The organism is Roseateles cavernae (assembly GCF_040187885.1).
Taxonomy (GTDB): Bacteria; Pseudomonadota; Gammaproteobacteria; order Burkholderiales; family Burkholderiaceae_C; genus Roseateles_E; species Roseateles_E cavernae.
Genome location: NZ_JBDPLH010000001.1, coordinates 1,123,073 through 1,138,469, shown reverse-complemented (window position 1 = coordinate 1,138,469; position 15,397 = coordinate 1,123,073). Strand labels below are relative to the sequence as shown.

General features: G+C 69.2%; 10 protein-coding genes. 4 read left to right on the top strand and 6 right to left on the bottom strand.

The genetic code is table 11. The annotated features are described in order from the left end of the window. Window positions 1-90: 90 nt before the first annotated feature. Window positions 91-1,167, bottom strand: a complete 1,077-nt coding sequence (locus ABGI63_RS05410) for an AraC family transcriptional regulator (protein WP_349741416.1) — start codon at window positions 1,165-1,167, stop codon at window positions 91-93. Then, window positions 1,167-2,093 carry a GGDEF domain-containing protein gene (locus ABGI63_RS05405; RefSeq protein ID WP_349741415.1) on the bottom strand — a complete coding sequence of 309 codons (927 nt, stop codon included), beginning with the start codon at window positions 2,091-2,093 and terminating at the stop codon, window positions 1,167-1,169. Before ABGI63_RS05405 ends, ABGI63_RS05410 begins: the two co-directional genes overlap by 1 nt. Window positions 2,094-2,280: 187 nt before the next feature. On the opposite strand from ABGI63_RS05405, the gene ABGI63_RS05400 reads away from it, so the two are divergent. Both ABGI63_RS05400 and ABGI63_RS05395 read left to right on the top strand, forming a co-directional pair. Next, window positions 2,281-4,764: a TonB-dependent receptor gene (locus ABGI63_RS05400; RefSeq protein ID WP_349741414.1), complete on the top strand. Its 2,484-nt coding sequence runs from the start codon at window positions 2,281-2,283 to the stop codon at window positions 4,762-4,764. An 8-nt stretch (window positions 4,765-4,772) separates the two neighbouring features. Next, window positions 4,773-6,377 carry a phytase gene (locus tag ABGI63_RS05395; RefSeq protein WP_349741413.1) on the top strand — a complete coding sequence of 535 codons (1,605 nt, stop codon included), beginning with the start codon at window positions 4,773-4,775 and terminating at the stop codon, window positions 6,375-6,377. Between the two features lie 87 nt (window positions 6,378-6,464). On the opposite strand, the gene ABGI63_RS05390 is transcribed toward ABGI63_RS05395, so the two are convergent. After that, entirely contained in the window at window positions 6,465-9,113 is a 2,649-nt protein-coding gene (locus tag ABGI63_RS05390) for a S8 family serine peptidase (RefSeq protein ID WP_349741412.1), read from the bottom strand. Window positions 9,114-9,459: 346 nt separating this feature from the next. On the opposite strand from ABGI63_RS05390, the gene ABGI63_RS05385 reads away from it, so the two are divergent. After that, entirely contained in the window at window positions 9,460-10,014 is a 555-nt protein-coding gene (locus ABGI63_RS05385; protein ID WP_349741411.1) for a PEP-CTERM sorting domain-containing protein, read from the top strand. Between the two features lie 93 nt (window positions 10,015-10,107). Here the strand turns inward: ABGI63_RS05385 and ABGI63_RS05380 are convergent, their stop codons facing one another. Then, on the bottom strand, window positions 10,108-10,554 hold the full coding sequence (locus tag ABGI63_RS05380) for a DUF8738 domain-containing protein (RefSeq protein WP_349741410.1): 447 nt from the start codon (window positions 10,552-10,554) through the stop codon (window positions 10,108-10,110). 162 nt (window positions 10,555-10,716) lie between these two features. On the opposite strand from ABGI63_RS05380, the gene ABGI63_RS05375 reads away from it, so the two are divergent. Continuing rightward, window positions 10,717-11,163 (top strand): hypothetical protein, encoded by a 447-nt coding sequence (locus ABGI63_RS05375; protein WP_349741409.1) that lies wholly within the window; start codon window positions 10,717-10,719, stop codon window positions 11,161-11,163. Window positions 11,164-11,242: 79 nt separating this feature from the next. On the opposite strand, the gene ABGI63_RS05370 is transcribed toward ABGI63_RS05375, so the two are convergent. Then, entirely contained in the window at window positions 11,243-14,506 is a 3,264-nt protein-coding gene (locus ABGI63_RS05370; RefSeq protein ID WP_349741408.1) for a S8 family peptidase, read from the bottom strand. Window positions 14,507-14,552: 46 nt separating this feature from the next. After that, on the bottom strand, window positions 14,553-15,272 hold the full coding sequence (locus tag ABGI63_RS05365; RefSeq protein ID WP_349741407.1) for an NF038120 family PEP-CTERM protein: 720 nt from the start codon (window positions 15,270-15,272) through the stop codon (window positions 14,553-14,555). Between the last annotated feature and the right edge of the window lie 125 nt (window positions 15,273-15,397).

The window sequence follows — 15,397 nt, the reverse complement described above, 5'->3', positions numbered from 1 at the left end:
GGTGGGGCGCTCTGCGCGGTGAAGTAAAGGAGGAGGCCGAAGGCCGGGGGACATGAACGGCGCAGAGTGCCCCACCGTCCTGATCAAAGCTCAGGCCAGCGCAAGCGCACCGGGATTGATGCCGGTCCAGCGCCTGAAGGCGCGGCGGAAATTGGCGGCATCGTAAAAGCCCAGCTGCTGGGCCACGGCCTCGCTGGCCTGGCCTTGCAGGCCCAGCAGATACAGGGCCACATGGCTGCGCACCTGATCGAGCTCGGCCTGGAAATGGGTGCCATGCTGGGCCAGATGGCGCTTCAAGGTGGCGGCGCTGATGCCGAAGGCGGCGGCCGCCGTGTCCAGGCTGGGCGAGCGGGTCAGATCGCTCAATAACTGGTCGTACAGCGCCGCCAGCAGGCCGCGCCGCGCGCTGGCCGGGTCGGCACCCTGGGCCAGCGCACCGGCGGCCAGGGCGCTGCCGGCCAGCGAACTGCCGTTCATCGTGGGCCAGGGTTGCTGCGCCAGCGCGAGATCGATGCGCATCGCGTCGACCTGGCAGTCAAAGCGCAGCGCGCCGCCCAGATAGACCACATGCTGGGCCGGGTCGCGCGGCCGCGTACGGTTGAAGCTGTAGCGCCAGGGCAGGCGCTGTCCGGCCAGCTGCTCGCACATTGCGCTGACCGCGCTCATCTGCTGGTCCACCAGGAAAGCGCGCTGGGCCGGCGGGGCACCGCAGGCCTCGGTCCAGTAGAGCAACAGCTCGGAGCCGCTGCACAACAGGCGCGGCGTCAGCAGCGGGCTCAGCCGGCCGGCATGGCGCACCAGCAGCCGCAGCGCATCGAGCAGGCAGGCCGATTGCTGCAGCGCCTGGCTGGCCAGGCCGTAATGGCCCGGCAGGCTCAGCCGGCCGATCACGAAGGCGCTGTCGGCACCACAGGTCTGCAAGGGCGCCAGCAGGGCCAGCAGCTGGCGCGGGCTCAGCAAGGCCTGACCCTGCTTCACCTGGGCCGTCGCCAGCCAGGCCGGCAGGTCCAGCCCGCGGCTGCGCGCCAGCTCGGCCAGCAAGGCACCGTGGTCGGCCCAGGCGATGCAGGCGCTGTCGAGCTGATAGGGCACTGTCGACGGCGGGCCGGGCTCGGCCACCAAGCCCAAGGGCCGCAGCGCGGCAATCTGCTGGGCCAGCATCGTCATCAAGCCAGCCGGCCGGCCAGCTGGGCCAGCAGCTCTTGCGGATCGGTCGGGCCGGACGTGCCGACGCGGGCCATCAGCACCGGCAGCCGCAGCCGCTCGCCGCCGGGCAAGGGGTAGGCAAAGCCGGCCAGCGCCTCGCGCAAGACCTGGCCCTCGCTATCGCCATGGCTCTGCGCCAGACCCGGCAAGAGCACGATGAAGCGGTCGCCGGCATAGCGGCACAGCAGCGCATCGCCACGCAAGTGCAGCAGCAGCAGCTGGGCGGCGGCCTGCAAGAGCCGGTCGGCCTCGGCCAGGCCGTGGCGGCGCGCCACCGCCTCGAAGCCCTGCCAGCCCAGCATCAGCAGGCTGCCCTCGCGGCCCTCGGCGCGCTCCAGCAGCAGCTGCTGCGCCATATAGCCGGCATCACCCAGCTGGGTCAGGCCATCGACGCGGCGATGGTCGCGGAACAGGCGCTCGCGCTGGTGCAGCTGGGCGTTCAGCACCAGCTGCTCGCGGCGCCACTGGTGCAGGCCGCAGGTCAGCAAGACCATGCCCAGCGGGGTCAGCGTCGATTCCAGCGCGTTGTCCCACAACACCGATTTCGGCAGCACCCAGAACTCGTCCAGCGTGTCGACAAAGCCGCCCAGCAGCATGCCCGCCAGGCCCAGGCACAAGAGGCTGGTGACCGGGCCGGCCGGCCGGCTGGCGCGCACATAGACCAGCCAGACGCCCACCATCAGCGCCATGCCGCCCTCGCCGACAATGTCCAGCCAGACCCATTGCGCCAAGGGTCGCGCCTGGCCCTGCTGCGCATAGAGCCAGAGCAGCGCCGCCATCAGCAGCAGCAGGCTGTGGCCGAAGGCGTGCAGGCCCAGCACCGGGGCCTGGGGCAGCGAACGCAGCCGGCGCGGCAGCAGCGAGGCGAGGGAAGAAGCAATCGACATGGCCTCGCGATGCTAGTGAGGCTTTGTGACAGACCGTCATCTGTGGCCGGGAGGAGTCATTTCAGCTCGGCGCCGGCCCCGATCTGCGCTGCTTGAGCCGGCGTCCCGGCCGGCCGGGCGCTTGTCACGGGACTGCCATGCGGCCTGCCTAAGGTGCGCCCCATCCCTTTGCAGCCGCACCCTCCTCATGAAAACGACACCCCGACTCAGCCTGCTGGCCCTGTGCCTGCTCGGCGCCTTCAGCCCCGTCCAGGCCCAGGACAGCAAACCGGCCGAAACCCTGGACCGCGTGCTCGTCACAGGCCAGGCCGCCAATCTGCGCAGCGCGCTGGCCAAGCAGCAGGCCGCGCAAGGCATCGTCAACATCGTCCATGCCGACGCGATCGGCCAGCTGCCCGACAACAATGCCGCCGAGGCGCTGGCGCGCCTGCCCGGCGTCTCGGTCGAGCGCGACCAGGGCGAGGGCCGCTTCGTCCGGGTGCGCGGCCTGGGACCGGACTACAACGCCGTCACGATCAACGGCGCCACCATGCCCGCGTCCGAGGCCGACCGCCGCGCGCCGGGTCTGGACGTGGTGCCGGCCGGGCTGATCCGCTCGCTCGAGGTCAGCAAGACCCTGACGCCCGAGCAGGACGCCAACTCGATCGGCGGCAGCGTCTCGGTCAACACGCTGTCGGCCTTCGACCTGGCCGGTCGGCTGTTCAGCGTCGAGCTGGGCGCCAACCATGATGCCAACGCCGGCAAGACCCGGCCCCGCGGCTCGCTGACCTTCGCCGACCGCTTCGCCGGCCAGCGCCTGGGCGTGGCGCTGGCGCTGTCGGCCGACCAGCGCCGTTTCGCCAGCGACAACGTCGAGACCGGCGGCGCCTGGGACGGCGACAAGCTGGAGGAATTCGAGCTGCGTCGCTACGAGATCACGCGCGAGCGCGTCGGCGCGGCGCTGAATCTGGACTACCGTCCCGCGGCCGGCCAGCAGTTCTACCTGCGCGGCTTCGCCAGCCGCTTCAGCGACCGGGAGCAGCGCGAGTCGCTGGGCATCGCGTTCGAGGACGCCCAGGCCAGCGGCGCCAGCGGTGCGGCCGAGGCCGTGCGCAGCCTGAAGTCGCGCACCGAGACCGCCAAGACCCTGGCGCTGAGCCTGGGCACCGAGCTGCAGCTGAACGAGGCCTGGCGCCTCTGGGCCGAGACGGGCCTGGGCCGTGCCAGCGAGCAGACCCCCGACGCGATCGCCGGCGCCGGTTTCGCTGCCGAGTTCGACGGGGTCGGCTTCGTCGGCGGCAAGCTCCCGGCCTTGCAAGGCCCGGCCGCAGTTCGCCAGAGCAGCCAGGCCTACGAGCTCGACGAGATCGAGCTGGAGCACAGCAGCGCGCGCGACCGCGTGCGCCATGCCAAGCTGGACCTGCAGCGCGAATTCGATCTGGCCGGCGGTGCCGAGCTGACGATCAAGGGCGGTCTGAAGGCCACGCGCCGCCACAAGAGCGGCGCCCAGGAGACCTACAAATTCGGCGGCGGAGATCTGGGCGATCCCACGCTGGCCGCGCTGACGACCGGCCGCGACCTGCCCTATGCCTGGGGCAGCTTCGGCCAGGGCATCTCGGACCCCAAGCTGCGCCGGCTGCTGGTGGGCCTGGACCGCAGCGACTATCGCGACGAGATTGATTCCAGCGTCAACGACTTCGAGATGCACGAGGACGTGAACGCCGGCTATCTGCAGCTGGGCTACAAGCAGGGCGCGACCGAGCTGCTGGGCGGCCTGCGCCACGAGCGCCTCGCCTTCCGCGCCGATGGCACGGCCTCGGTGGACGAGGCGCTGCGCGCCAGCCAGGCCCGCACGCGCAGCCGCCACTGGCTGCCCTCGCTGCTGCTGAAGCAGGGCCTGTCCAAGGAGCTGCAGCTGCGCGCGGCCCTGACGAACTCGGTGCTGCGCCCGAGCTTCGGCCAGCTCTCGCCGGGCCTGGTGATAGCCGACGACGAGGCCGAGCTCGGCAACCCGCTGCTGAAGCCGCTGCGCTCGCGCAATCTGGATCTGGGCATCGAACGCGCGCTGGGCCGCGACGGCGCGCTGTCGGCCTATGTCTTCCACAAGAGCATCCGCGACTTCGTGTTCCAGACCGATCTGGCCGGCAGCCCCGGCTGGGAGGATTTCGACGAGGTGATCAGCTACGCCAACGGCGGCAAGGCCAGCGTGCGCGGCGTCGAACTGGCCTACAGCCAGGCGCTACGCCAGCTGCCGGCGCCGTGGAACGGCCTGGTGGTCGGCGTCAACGCGACCTTCGTCGACTCGAAGGCCGCGATTGGCGGGTTCAAGGACGGGCAGTGGCAGCAGCGCCAGATCAAGCTGCCCAGCCAGAGCGACCGCACGCTGAACCTGAGCCTGGGCTGGGAAGGCCAGGGCTGGTCCACCCGGCTGGCGCTGAATCACAAGAGCCCCTATCTGCTCGAAGTCGGCGATGTGTTCGATGCCGGCAAGGACCTGAAGGTGAATCGCCAGAACCAGCTCGACTTCTCGCTGCGCTACCAGATAGCCCGCCGCTGGCAGCTCAGCCTCGAAGCCCTGAACCTGACGAACGAGCGCTACTACGTCTACCAGGCCGACAACAAGGCCCGCAACGCGCAGTACGAACAATATGGCCGCAGCATCAAGCTGGGTGTGAAACTGGCGCTGGACTGATGACACCGATGACGATGAAAAGAACCTTGCTGGCGCTGGCCCTGATCGCCACCGCCACACTCAGCCCGGCCCAGAGCCTGCAGCTCGACAGCAAGGGCCTGCGGCTGCTGGACGCCCAGGGCCGGCCCCTGCAAGACCTGAGCCTGCGCGCCAAGCGCTGGGATCAGCGCGCCCTGCCCGACGGCGGCCGCCTGGCCCTGCTGCAGGACGCCGACAGCGCCGAGCTGCTGCTGGTGCGCGCGCGCCAGGGCCGGCTGACGGTCGAGGCCCGCTGGCCCGGGCCGGGCTTCGCGGTCGAGCAGCTGTGCCTGTACCGCGATGCGCAGCAGGGCCTGCTGCAGGTCTTTCTGCTCGGCGAGCGCGGCCTGAGCGAGCAATGGCTGCTGCACGAGGGCCGGGCCCTGCCGCTGCGCCGCCTGGCCACGCCGCTGGAGCCGGCCGCCTGCCGGGTGCGCGATGCCGAGGCCCGTCTCTACATCGCCGAGCCCGGTGTCGGCCTGTGGGCCTACGGTGCCGATGCCGAGAGCGAGGGCCGGCAACTGCTGCAACACCTGCCCGAGGCCGACGAGGACCAGGCAACTCGTGCCTTGAGCGACTGGCTGGCCACCCATGCCGAGCAGCCGCGCGCTGCCCTGCCCATCGTCCGCGCCCAGGCCCAGACCACGCCTGTGGCCAGCCCCGGCGACGCGGCCGACGACCCGGCCATCTGGGTGCATGCGCGCCGCCCCGCCGACAGCCGCATCCTGGCCACCGACAAGAAGCGTGGCCTCGCGGTCTACGATCTGCAGGGCCGCGAGATCCAGTTCCTGCCGGTCGGCCGCATCAACAATGTCGATCTGCGCCAGGGCCTGCGCTATGGCCCGGGCAAGCCGCTGGACCTGGCCGTCGCGACCCAGCGCGACGAGGCCGGCCTGGTGCTGTTCGAGATCGGCAGCGGCGGCCGGGTGCGCGAGCTGGCGCGGCTGCCGACCGGCCTGTCCGACATCTACGGCGTCTGCAGCGGCCGCAACGCCAGCGGCGGCCTCGACGTGTTCGCCAACGACAAGGATGGCCGTGTGCAGCAGATCCGCCTGCAGCGTGAGCGGCATCAGGGCAGGGACGCCTGGCGGGGTCAGCTCGTGCGCGAGATCCGGCTGGCCAGCCAGCCCGAGGGCTGCGTGGTCGACGAGGCGACGCAGCAGCTGTTTGTCGGCGAGGAGAAACGCGGCGTCTGGCGTCTGGCGCTGGACCGCGCCGACAGCCAGCCCGAGCTGGTGATATCGGTAGGTGCCACGCTGCAGGCCGATGTCGAGGGCCTGGCCATCTACCAGGGCGGGCCCGGTCGGCGCTATCTGATCGTGTCCTCGCAGGGCAATGACAGCTATGCGGTGTTCGACGCCGACGCGCCGCATGCGCCGCGCGGCGCCTTCCGCATCGGCATCAACACCGATCGGGCCATCGACGGCGTGTCCGAGACCGATGGCCTGGATGTCAGCGCTGCCAATCTGGGCGGTGGTGCTTACGCCGGGGGCCTGCTGGTCGTGCAGGACGGCCGCAAGCGCCTGCCGCAGGGGACGCAGAACTTCAAGCTGCTGGGCTGGCGCGAGGTGGCGAAGGCACTGGGGCTGCGCTGAGGCGCTGGCCGGCAATGGCTCCAGTCGGCACAAGCAGGCCCCACGGGGCCTGCTTGTGCCGGCATTCTTGCGAATGCCAGTGGCACGTCAGGGGCGCGCGATCGTTACCGTCGACGAACTCCAGGTTTCCCAGTGAGCCGGGTTGGCGGCATCGCCCAGGGCCTTCAGTGCCGACACCTTGATGATGTAGCTGCCGTTCGGCAAGACGCCCATGGTGGTGCTGCCATCCCATCCGTTGGCGAAGAAGCCGGCCGGCGTCGAGCTGCGTCCGACGTAATGCTCCTCGCTGATGACGCCACGAGGCGCAAGGGTGGCAGCGTCAAGCACCTCTCGCTTCAGGGTACGCGACTGATGGTCGAGGTGCAGCAACACGAACGGAATGTCGTTGCCCACCATCGTGAAGCTGGCGCCGGCCGGCTGATTGCTATAGCTCGCGCCGTTGAGCTTGGCCAGCCACGGGAAGCCGTTGGCCGTCGGAGTCAGCACCTGGGTCGACTGGTAGTCGCCCTTGAAACCGGCGTAGGCCGTCTGGATCGGCGCACCGTTGCCCTGCGGCGTGAAGGTGATGTAGCCGCCATAGAGCGAGCGGTTCGGCAAGGCTGCATTGGCCGTGATGGTCACGTTCACCGTAGCCACGCCCTTCGCCGGCACCAGAACGCTTGGGCTGCTGAAGGTGACCGTGGCCGGGGCATCAAAGACCCCCGTGATGTTGTAGCTGGCACCGGCTTGCGTATTCGGGCCGGCCGCCACACCTGCGCTATGGCCGAGCGCATAGGTCACCGGTACCTGCGCGTCATTGCGGATGGTCAGCTTCTGCACCGTCGACCCGGCAGCGCTTTCACCCGTGGAGATCTTGCTGGGCACCACAAACTGCTGGACCTGCACCGCGGCAACGACGTCGACCATGCCGGCCCCCTGGCGGAAGGCATGATCCAGCACGCCGAGCGTCGCATTGCCCGACCACGCCTTCGGCTTGGCGGTGTTCTGCAGACGCGTCAGCATATTGATCATCGGCGGCGCGTTGCGGCCGACGATCGCGCTCTCGCGGCCCAGCGCCGCATTGGGCAGGGCCTGCAGGATCAGCGCGGCTGCGCCGGCCACGTGCGGCGCCGACATCGAGGTGCCGCTCAGCGTCGCGCCCCCGCCCAACTCCAGCGGGTAGGCCGAGAAGATGCCGCCGCCGGGTGCGCCAAGATCGGGCTTGAAGCTCAGGTCGGCGGCCAAGCCGAAGGAGCTGAAGCCCGAGATCAAACCGCCGGTGCCGAACGGGAAACCGACGCCGTTGGCGGTCCAGTTCAGGGTTGTCGGGCCTGCAACGATGGCGGCATCCAGCGTGGCGCCCTGCGCCGCCGTGATGCCCACGACCGGAATCGTGATGGCCGGGTCGCTGCCGGTGGGGGCCACCGTGGCCCCAAGAGCGCCTGCGGCATTGTTGTAGAGAACCGCCGCAGCGGCGCCTGCCGCTTGGGCATTCGCCGCCTTGATGTAGAAGGAGCAGGAGCCACGCCGAATCAGCGCCGCCGTGCCGGCGAGGCTACCGGCCGGCAGCGGAGAACAGGCGTCCGGCGTCGTCGTCGGCAGCGTCGGCTGGCCGGCCACTCCCGTCTTGGACATCAGCAGACTTCCGGTGGTCGGCGGCAGCGGAGCACCGGTGGCCGGGTTGTAGCCGTAGGGCGTGCCATTGACCGTGAACGAGGTCTGCGCGTTGTCAAACGACGCGACGCCGATCACGCTCTCGCCCACGCCAGGTGCGCCGGCCGCATACAGCGCATCCGGTGAACTGCCGCCCGGCCCGTTGTTGCCGATAGACGCCACCATCACGACGCCCTTCTTCGCCAGTCGCGAGGCCGCCTGCGCGGTCGGATACTGCGGCCATTGGCGACCGGAGCCGATGCTCTGGTTGATCACCTGCATGCCGTCGGCCAGCGCGCGCTCCATCGCCGCGAGCATGATGTCCGCCTCGGTGCTGCCGTTGCAACCAAACACGCGATAGGCGCCGAGGCTGACGCCCGGGGCCACGCCCTTGAAGCCACCACCATTGCCGCCGACGATGCCGGCCACATGCGAGCCATGGCCGCCGCAGTCATCCGGGTTGCTGTCGGGCGACGGGACCGGGTTGTATGACGCGCTGCTCGAGTCCGCGTTGTAGGCATCGCCGACAAAGTCCCAACCCGCGATCACCCGGGCATTCGGGAACGGCGTCGTGCCGTTGACTCCCGAACCGCCAAAGGCCGGGTGGTCGATGTCGACGCCGGTGTCGATGACACCGACCTTGACGCCCGCACCGGTCAGGCCCAGCGAGTTCTGTGCAATGTCGGCACGGGACAGCGCGAGCGCCCGGCTGAGTTCGATCGCCGAGCCGGCGGCCTGCTCGGGCGTCGGGGCCTGGATGATCTCGATCGGGTGGAGTGCCTTCACGCCCTTGATGCGGGCCAGCTTGGCACGCTCGGTGGCACCAACGGAAACCGCCAGGCCATTGAACAGCGAGTTGAAGGAGCGACGCTCGTGATAGCTGACCTTGGCAGTGGCCGCGGCGGCACGGAACGCGGCCTGCTCGGCTTGCACATCGGCCGGGTTGGCGCCATCGGCCACCGGCTTGCCGGCAAACTCGACGAACCATAGGCGTGAGCCCTCGGCGGCCGATGCCGGTACCGATTGCGCCATCGCCATCGTGGCGGTCGAAAGCGCGGCAATGGCCAACGCAATGGGTTTGCGGCTTAGATTCCAGTTAGGCATGCGGCTCTCCGATTTGCGAAAGTGTGGATGCTCACCACTTACGGCGGCGTTTGGATCGGTGCTTTCCCGATGGCCGTGCAGGACAAGCAATGCCTCCCCCATGAACAGCAGCGTTCACCAACCCCGCGAATGAGGGTGTGCCCCGCCGCGCTCGCCAGCGCCTTGCGATTGCCGCCGCGCGCCGGTACGGACGAGTGCGGGTAAGTCCTGCCGCTGAATCACGGGGGAAGCAGCTGGCCGATCACGGCTTGTCACTTGTCGCCAAGAGCATGGGATGGCAAATTTGCGCCTCTTCGTGTTCACGCCCGGAACTGGCCGGCCGGGATTCAACGAGTCTGGAGAACGAATGCAAATGAATCAATTCAAGCGCGGCGCGATCAGCGCGGCATTGCTTGCAGCAGCCATGATGGGCGGATCGGCGGCCCACGCGGGCGTGGTCACGCTCGATGTGACCGGCATCTCGAGCAATGCCGATCTCGGCAATGCATCGAACGAGACGCGCTTCATCGACATCTTGGCGGGCGTCCGTATCACCAGCATCTCGTGGAATGTCTATCTGACTACCGTGGGAACGAGCTGGCTGTCCGAAATCGGCGTCGACCTGAGCGACGGCGCTGGCGCCGGATTCTCGCTGACGCCCGGATTTGGCGAGAGCTCCCCGGGCTCAGCCAGCTTCAGCGGAACGGCCGACCTGATCGGACTGGGTGTCGACTTCTTCCTCGGCGCAAGCGGACGGCTGAACTTCGAATTCTTCGAGACCTTCGACGATGCCGCAGGTGCCGATGGAGGCTGGGATCGAGGCAGCTTGACGGTCAACTTTGTCCCGGAGCCCGCCACGTTTGGTCTGGCCGCCCTGGCCCTGCTGGGCGTGGGCCTGACCACGCGCCGCCGGAATTCCTGAAAGCTGCGCCGCATCGCGCACGAACAGACAAAGGCCGCAAGATGCGGCCTTTTGCTTGCCCGCTCGGCACCGGCCCGGGTCCCTGCTGAGGCCCTAGCGTGTCGCCTCGCGCGCCGGCGGCAGCGGGGCCGGGACGCCCGGGCATAACAACCATTGACCGCGCCGACTGGCGTGGTACACGGCCTCGCGGTGCCGGTAGCGCACGACCAGACGCCACCCCGGCACCAGCGCCTGCGTGTAGGCGCTGCCGGGCAGCGCGCAACCCAGCGAGCCATCGGCCCAGTTGACATCCTCGATGCCGACTGCCAATACGTCGAGGGCGTCAAGCTGCCAGGCGAGCGCCGCGTCGGCGCGAACGGCGGCCTCGACAGCCGCCCGCATGACACCCCCGTCCGGCCCAGGCTTCACCCGTCCGGCACGGATGCCCAAGGGGATGGCGTTCTCGGCGCGGTCCGCCGGCAGGGACTGAGCGGCCGTCATGTCGCAGGCCAGCAGGCAGAGCACCCAGCCTGCCAGCGTTTGTCCATGCCAATTTGCCATCGAAGTTCCGGTTCAAGGTGCATTGCAGGCCTGCTCGTTGGCGCGCCGGGTCCTGGCAAGAATAGCTCGAAAGCACCGCATCCCTGTACCGGCCAGGGCGACCCGTGTCTGGCTCGAAGTCCGCGGCTTGCGCGGCGCTGGCGCATCGGCCAGTATCGGGCCATGAAAACCATCGCCCACCCGACCCGTGGCTGGAGCACCGCCCTGCTGCTGGGCCTGAGCAGCCTGCTGGCCTGCGCCACCGAACCGCCGCCCAAAGCCATGAGCAAGCCCATGAACCAGCCCGCCCAGACCAGCGCCCAGCTGTACGCCGAGATCAAGACCCTGATCGGCGACGCGCCCTGCGACGACGCCTCGCAGTGCCGCACGATCGCGGTCGGCTTCAAGGCCTGCGGCGGGCCGGGCGGCTATCTGGCCTGGTCGACCAAGAATGTCGACGAGGCCCAGCTGAAGGATCTGGTGCAGCGCCAGGCGGCGGCCAGCCAGGCCGAGAGCCAGCGCGACGGCATGATCTCGGACTGCCGCATGGTCACCGACCCGGGCGCGGTCTGCCGCGCCGGGCGCTGCGTGCTGGGCACGGGCAGCGGCGGCGGCAGCAGCGCCAAGTAAGCAAAGAAAAAGGCCGCGAGCCTTTCGACTCGCGGCCTTGGCAAGACCTGCCCCTGCGGGCGGGTAAGCCGGCTGCCTGTCAGTGCTGGTTGCCGCCATTGCCCTTGTTCGGGCTCAGCTCGGCGCTGGCCGGAGCCGGCGCGTCGGTGTCGACCGACACCAGGGTGGAGGCCACCGCACTGCCGCCGATCACGTAGTACACGGCGCCCAGATGGCGCGTACCCGTGGCCAGGCCGGACCAGCTCATCGTCGCCGAGGCCGTGCCGCCGAGCACCGCGTTGCTGGGCATCAGCACGCGGAAATTGCCACCGGTGTCGCTGCTGCCGACCACCCAGGACGACAGCGTGTAGTCGACGCTGGCCGCCCCGTTGGCGGGCTCATAGCTGACCACGCAGGCCTTGTAGCTGCCGGCGGCCGGTGCGGTCAGGGTGACCACCTCGTTGGAGCCGCCATTGCCGCTGTAGCCGACCTGGGTGCCGGCCGCATTGACGACCACCATGTCCAGATCGTCCAGGCCGCCGGCTTGGAAGCCGGAGGTGTCCTGGTTGTACAGCGAGAAGCGCGCCGCCATGGTGCCGGCCGGGATGACCACATCATGCACCTTGACGCCGTCGCCACCGCCGGCCGCGCAGACCGCCGCCACCGCTGCCGCGTTGCCCGTGTTGGTGCCAGCCACCGACTGCGGGCTGCGGGTGGCCGGCTTCAGGCCGCCCTTGACCGTGGTCGAGGCGCCGGAGAAGCCCGTGCCTATGGTCATCACGCGGTTGCCGCTGACGGTCTTGGCCGAGACCGTGGCCGGGGCCACGATCAGCTGGGCACGCGCCGTCACCGGGCTGCGCACGCTGTGAACGCCGTCGCTCCAGGTCAGCGTGCCGTAGTTCCAGGCGTTCTGCGCTGCGGTCGTGCGGGTCAGCTTGACCGTGAAGCTCTTGCTCTCGCCGGCGGCCAGGCTCAGGGTCGAGGGCGTGACCACGGCGTCGAAGCCCGGCACCGCGATGCTGGCGTTGTAAGTCGAGGCCTGGCCCGAGACATTGGTCACCGTGCGGGTCAGCGTGACGCCGCCGAACACATTGGCCGCAGTCAGCGAGGGCAGGTTCAGGTTGTAGGGCTGGATGCTGCCGATGGTGCCGCAAGCCACGCCGCCCGGCGGCGTGACGCCGACGCCGCACAGGAACTTGTTGTAGTCCGCCGGTGCGATGTCATAGACCAGGCCGGGATCGGCCGCCTTGGTGGGCTGGGCAAAACCTGCGCCCTGGCCCCAGGGCAGGCGGCCCTGCTGCAGGCCGGTCAGCGTGTTGACCACATCGACGCCGGTGGTCATCAGGGCCGAGCGGATGGCCGCCGGCGACCAGCTCGGGTGCTTGTGCTTGAGCAGCGCGGCCATGCCGGCAATGTGCGGGCTGGCCATCGAGGTGCCCGACAGCAGCGACCAGTCGGGGATGCCCTGGGTCGTGCCGGCCTCGATGCCGTCACGGTCGGCGATCGAGTAGGCCGGCGTGTAGGCGGCCAGGATGGAGGTGCCGGGCGCCGCGACATCGGGCTTCAGCACATTCAGATTGCCCTGGTTGGGGCCGCGCGAGGAGCCATCGGCCATCGCCGGGGCGGCCACGCTGAGGTCCTTGATGGCCTGCAGATTGCCCAGGCCGCCGGTGGCCGCGCCGACATTGGCCGCCATATAGGCCTTGATCGCATCGCCATCGACCCGGGTCACATGGACGGTGGAGATCGGGTGGCCCTGGTTGATGATGGTGTTGTTGCCACCGGCCACGTTGGCGATGATCACGCCGGCCGCGCCGGCGTCCTTGCCGCTGGCGCTCTTGTTGACCAGCACATTGTTGCCGCGGTTGCAGACCAGCAGCTTGCCGGCCACCTTGGCCGGGTCCAGCAGGCTCTTCTTGACCCAGGGGGCGCCGCCCACGGTGGCGCTGGCATCGGACATGCCGAAGCATTCCTTCAGGCGCGCCTGGTCGCTGACCGACAGGCCGTCGATGCCGGCGTTCTCGGCCAGGATCAGATCGCTGCTGGGCGTGGCCGGGTTGCTCGAGGCGCCGACATAGCTGGCGCCATTGCCCAGCGTGACGGTGCCGGCGAACAGCCGGTCATGGGTGGAGTTGCCCACCGTGGTGATCCACGGGCCCAGGTGATTGACCTGGTTGGCCGGGCCGCTGTTGCCGGCCGAGGCGGCGACAAAGATGCCCGCATCGGTCGCGCCCTTGAAGGCCACGTCGACCGGGTCGGCGATATTGGTGGCCGAGCCGCTGATCGAGTAGTTCAGCACATGCACGCCGTCGGCGATCGCGCGGTTGATCGCGGCGATCGAGTCGATGCCGGAGCAGCCGTTGCGGTAGTCGGGCCAGCGCGGATCGGGCCGGTCGGTGGCGGGATCGACACGGGTCCAGCAGACCTTGTAGCTGGCGACGCGGGCGCGCGGGGCAATGCCCGAGATGCCGTCGACCATGCCGGTGCCGGCCGCGAAGCCGCCGTCCAGATAGCCCCGCACATTGGCGTTGCCGGCCGCAGTGCTGGCCACATGGGTGCCGTGGCCGCCGTTGTCGCGCGGCGACAGGAACTCGGCCGGATGCACCGGGAAGGTCGGGTTGCCGTTCGCATCGCTGACCGAGGCACGGAAGGCACGCGCGCCGATCAGCTTGTTATTGCAGTTGGCGGGGCCAAAGCCTTCGCCGGTCTCGCAAACGCCCTGCCAATGCGCCGGCGGCGGGCCATAGACCTGGGTACCGGCCGCGTCGAGAGTGGGGATGCCGTTGGCATCGACACGGTCGGAGAAGGACGGACTTTCCGGCCAGATGCCGCCGTCGATCACGCCAACGATGATGTTCTCGCCGGCACCGGCCTGGCTCACGGTGCCGGAGGGGCCGCCGAGCTGCGACCACAGGCCGCCGGGCTGGCTCAGGCCGATGAAGCCGGGCGTGTAGTTGGTGTCGAGCTGGCGCATCTCGTCCAGCGTGACCGCGGAGACGGCGGCATTGCTCAGCAACTGGCGCGCCTCGGCGTCGGTCAGCATCGCGGCAAAGCCGTTGAAAGCCAGCTTGTAGTCATACAGCTTTTGCATGGCCGGCAGCGTGGCCGTGACCTTGTTCTGCTGCTGGTCCAGATAGCTGATATAGGCCTGCACGTTGGCGGCCGAAGCATCCAGGCGCGTGCCCTGAGCCGGCTTGGTCGCGGCCAGACCGGTGACGCCGCCGGTATAGGACGCGGCCGGTGCGGCGGCCAGTTGCACGATATAGGGGCGGCGTGCCTCTTGAGCGACGGCGGCAGCGGTCAGGCCGGTCAGCAGCACGGCAGCGGCCAGGCGGGTCAGCCGCGGGTTCGAGCGAATCTTCATGGGATGGTGTTCCTTCTTGGTGACGCGGATAGCGACCAGGGTTTGTTCAGCGGGCGGCCTGGCGACGGCGGATCGCGCCGATGCCCACGAGGCCGAGAGCCATCAGGCCCCAGGTGGCGGGCTCGGGCACCGCCGTGACGTTCAGGTTGTCCAGCGCGAACTGGGCCTGGCGGCTGCCGTCGGCGACGCAATCACCGCCGACATCCATCAAGCAGGTCGAGATGCGCAGCTCGGTGAAGTTCAGCGTCGCGAAGGCACCCAGCGAGGCGAAGCTCGAGAAGTGATAGCGGTTGTCCTCGCCCTGGCCGGGCAGCGCAAAGCTGGTCTGATAGGTCTGGCCGCCGGACACACCGCTCAGCACGATGCGGGCGAACTCGACGTCACCGGTGGCAGCCACCACGGGCGCGACGAAGGAGGCATCAAAGCTGCTCAGCTTGAAGGCCAGGCCGGCGCCATGGCTGATGGCCAGCGCGCCATCATTGAGGCCGAGGTAGTAGTTGCCGGCGGCGCCCACCGGGCAGTCCACGACCATGCAGCTGTCGGGAAGTCCGATCGCGCCAGCTGAACCCTTCAGGTCGAAAGGATCCAGCGCCGTCAGCGTGAAGCCATGGTGGCTGAAGGACTCGTCACCTGCAAAGATGGACGAGACCAGGTTGTCGATCTCCGGGCCGTCGAAGTCGATCACCGCAGCCTGCGCGGACGACATGGCGGCGCAGGCGGCGAACACCGCCGAGACCAGCGCCTTGCTGACAAATTTCTTCTGCATCGAAAACCTCACTCCTGTGACCAATGATGATGGTGTTGTTTCGCACCGCGGTGTGGCATGCGGCGAGGCCCCGGCGGTACCAGGGCTCGCGCGGTCGATCGTGATCGCTTTGCCGTTCAACACCG

Coding starts and splice junctions, on each gene's coding strand:
- ABGI63_RS05400 (WP_349741414.1), top strand. CDS start 2,281: ATGAAAACGACACCCCGACTCAGCCTGCTGGCCCTGTGCCTGCTCGGC.
- ABGI63_RS05375 (WP_349741409.1), top strand. CDS start 10,717: ATGAAAACCATCGCCCACCCGACCCGTGGCTGGAGCACCGCCCTGCTG.
- ABGI63_RS05370 (WP_349741408.1), bottom strand. CDS start 14,506: ATGAAGATTCGCTCGAACCCGCGGCTGACCCGCCTGGCCGCTGCCGTG.
- ABGI63_RS05385 (WP_349741411.1), top strand. CDS start 9,460: ATGCAAATGAATCAATTCAAGCGCGGCGCGATCAGCGCGGCATTGCTT.
- ABGI63_RS05380 (WP_349741410.1), bottom strand. CDS start 10,554: ATGGCAAATTGGCATGGACAAACGCTGGCAGGCTGGGTGCTCTGCCTG.
- ABGI63_RS05390 (WP_349741412.1), bottom strand. CDS start 9,113: ATGCCTAACTGGAATCTAAGCCGCAAACCCATTGCGTTGGCCATTGCC.
- ABGI63_RS05405 (WP_349741415.1), bottom strand. CDS start 2,093: ATGTCGATTGCTTCTTCCCTCGCCTCGCTGCTGCCGCGCCGGCTGCGT.
- ABGI63_RS05410 (WP_349741416.1), bottom strand. CDS start 1,167: ATGACGATGCTGGCCCAGCAGATTGCCGCGCTGCGGCCCTTGGGCTTG.
- ABGI63_RS05395 (WP_349741413.1), top strand. CDS start 4,773: ATGACGATGAAAAGAACCTTGCTGGCGCTGGCCCTGATCGCCACCGCC.
- ABGI63_RS05365 (WP_349741407.1), bottom strand. CDS start 15,272: ATGCAGAAGAAATTTGTCAGCAAGGCGCTGGTCTCGGCGGTGTTCGCC.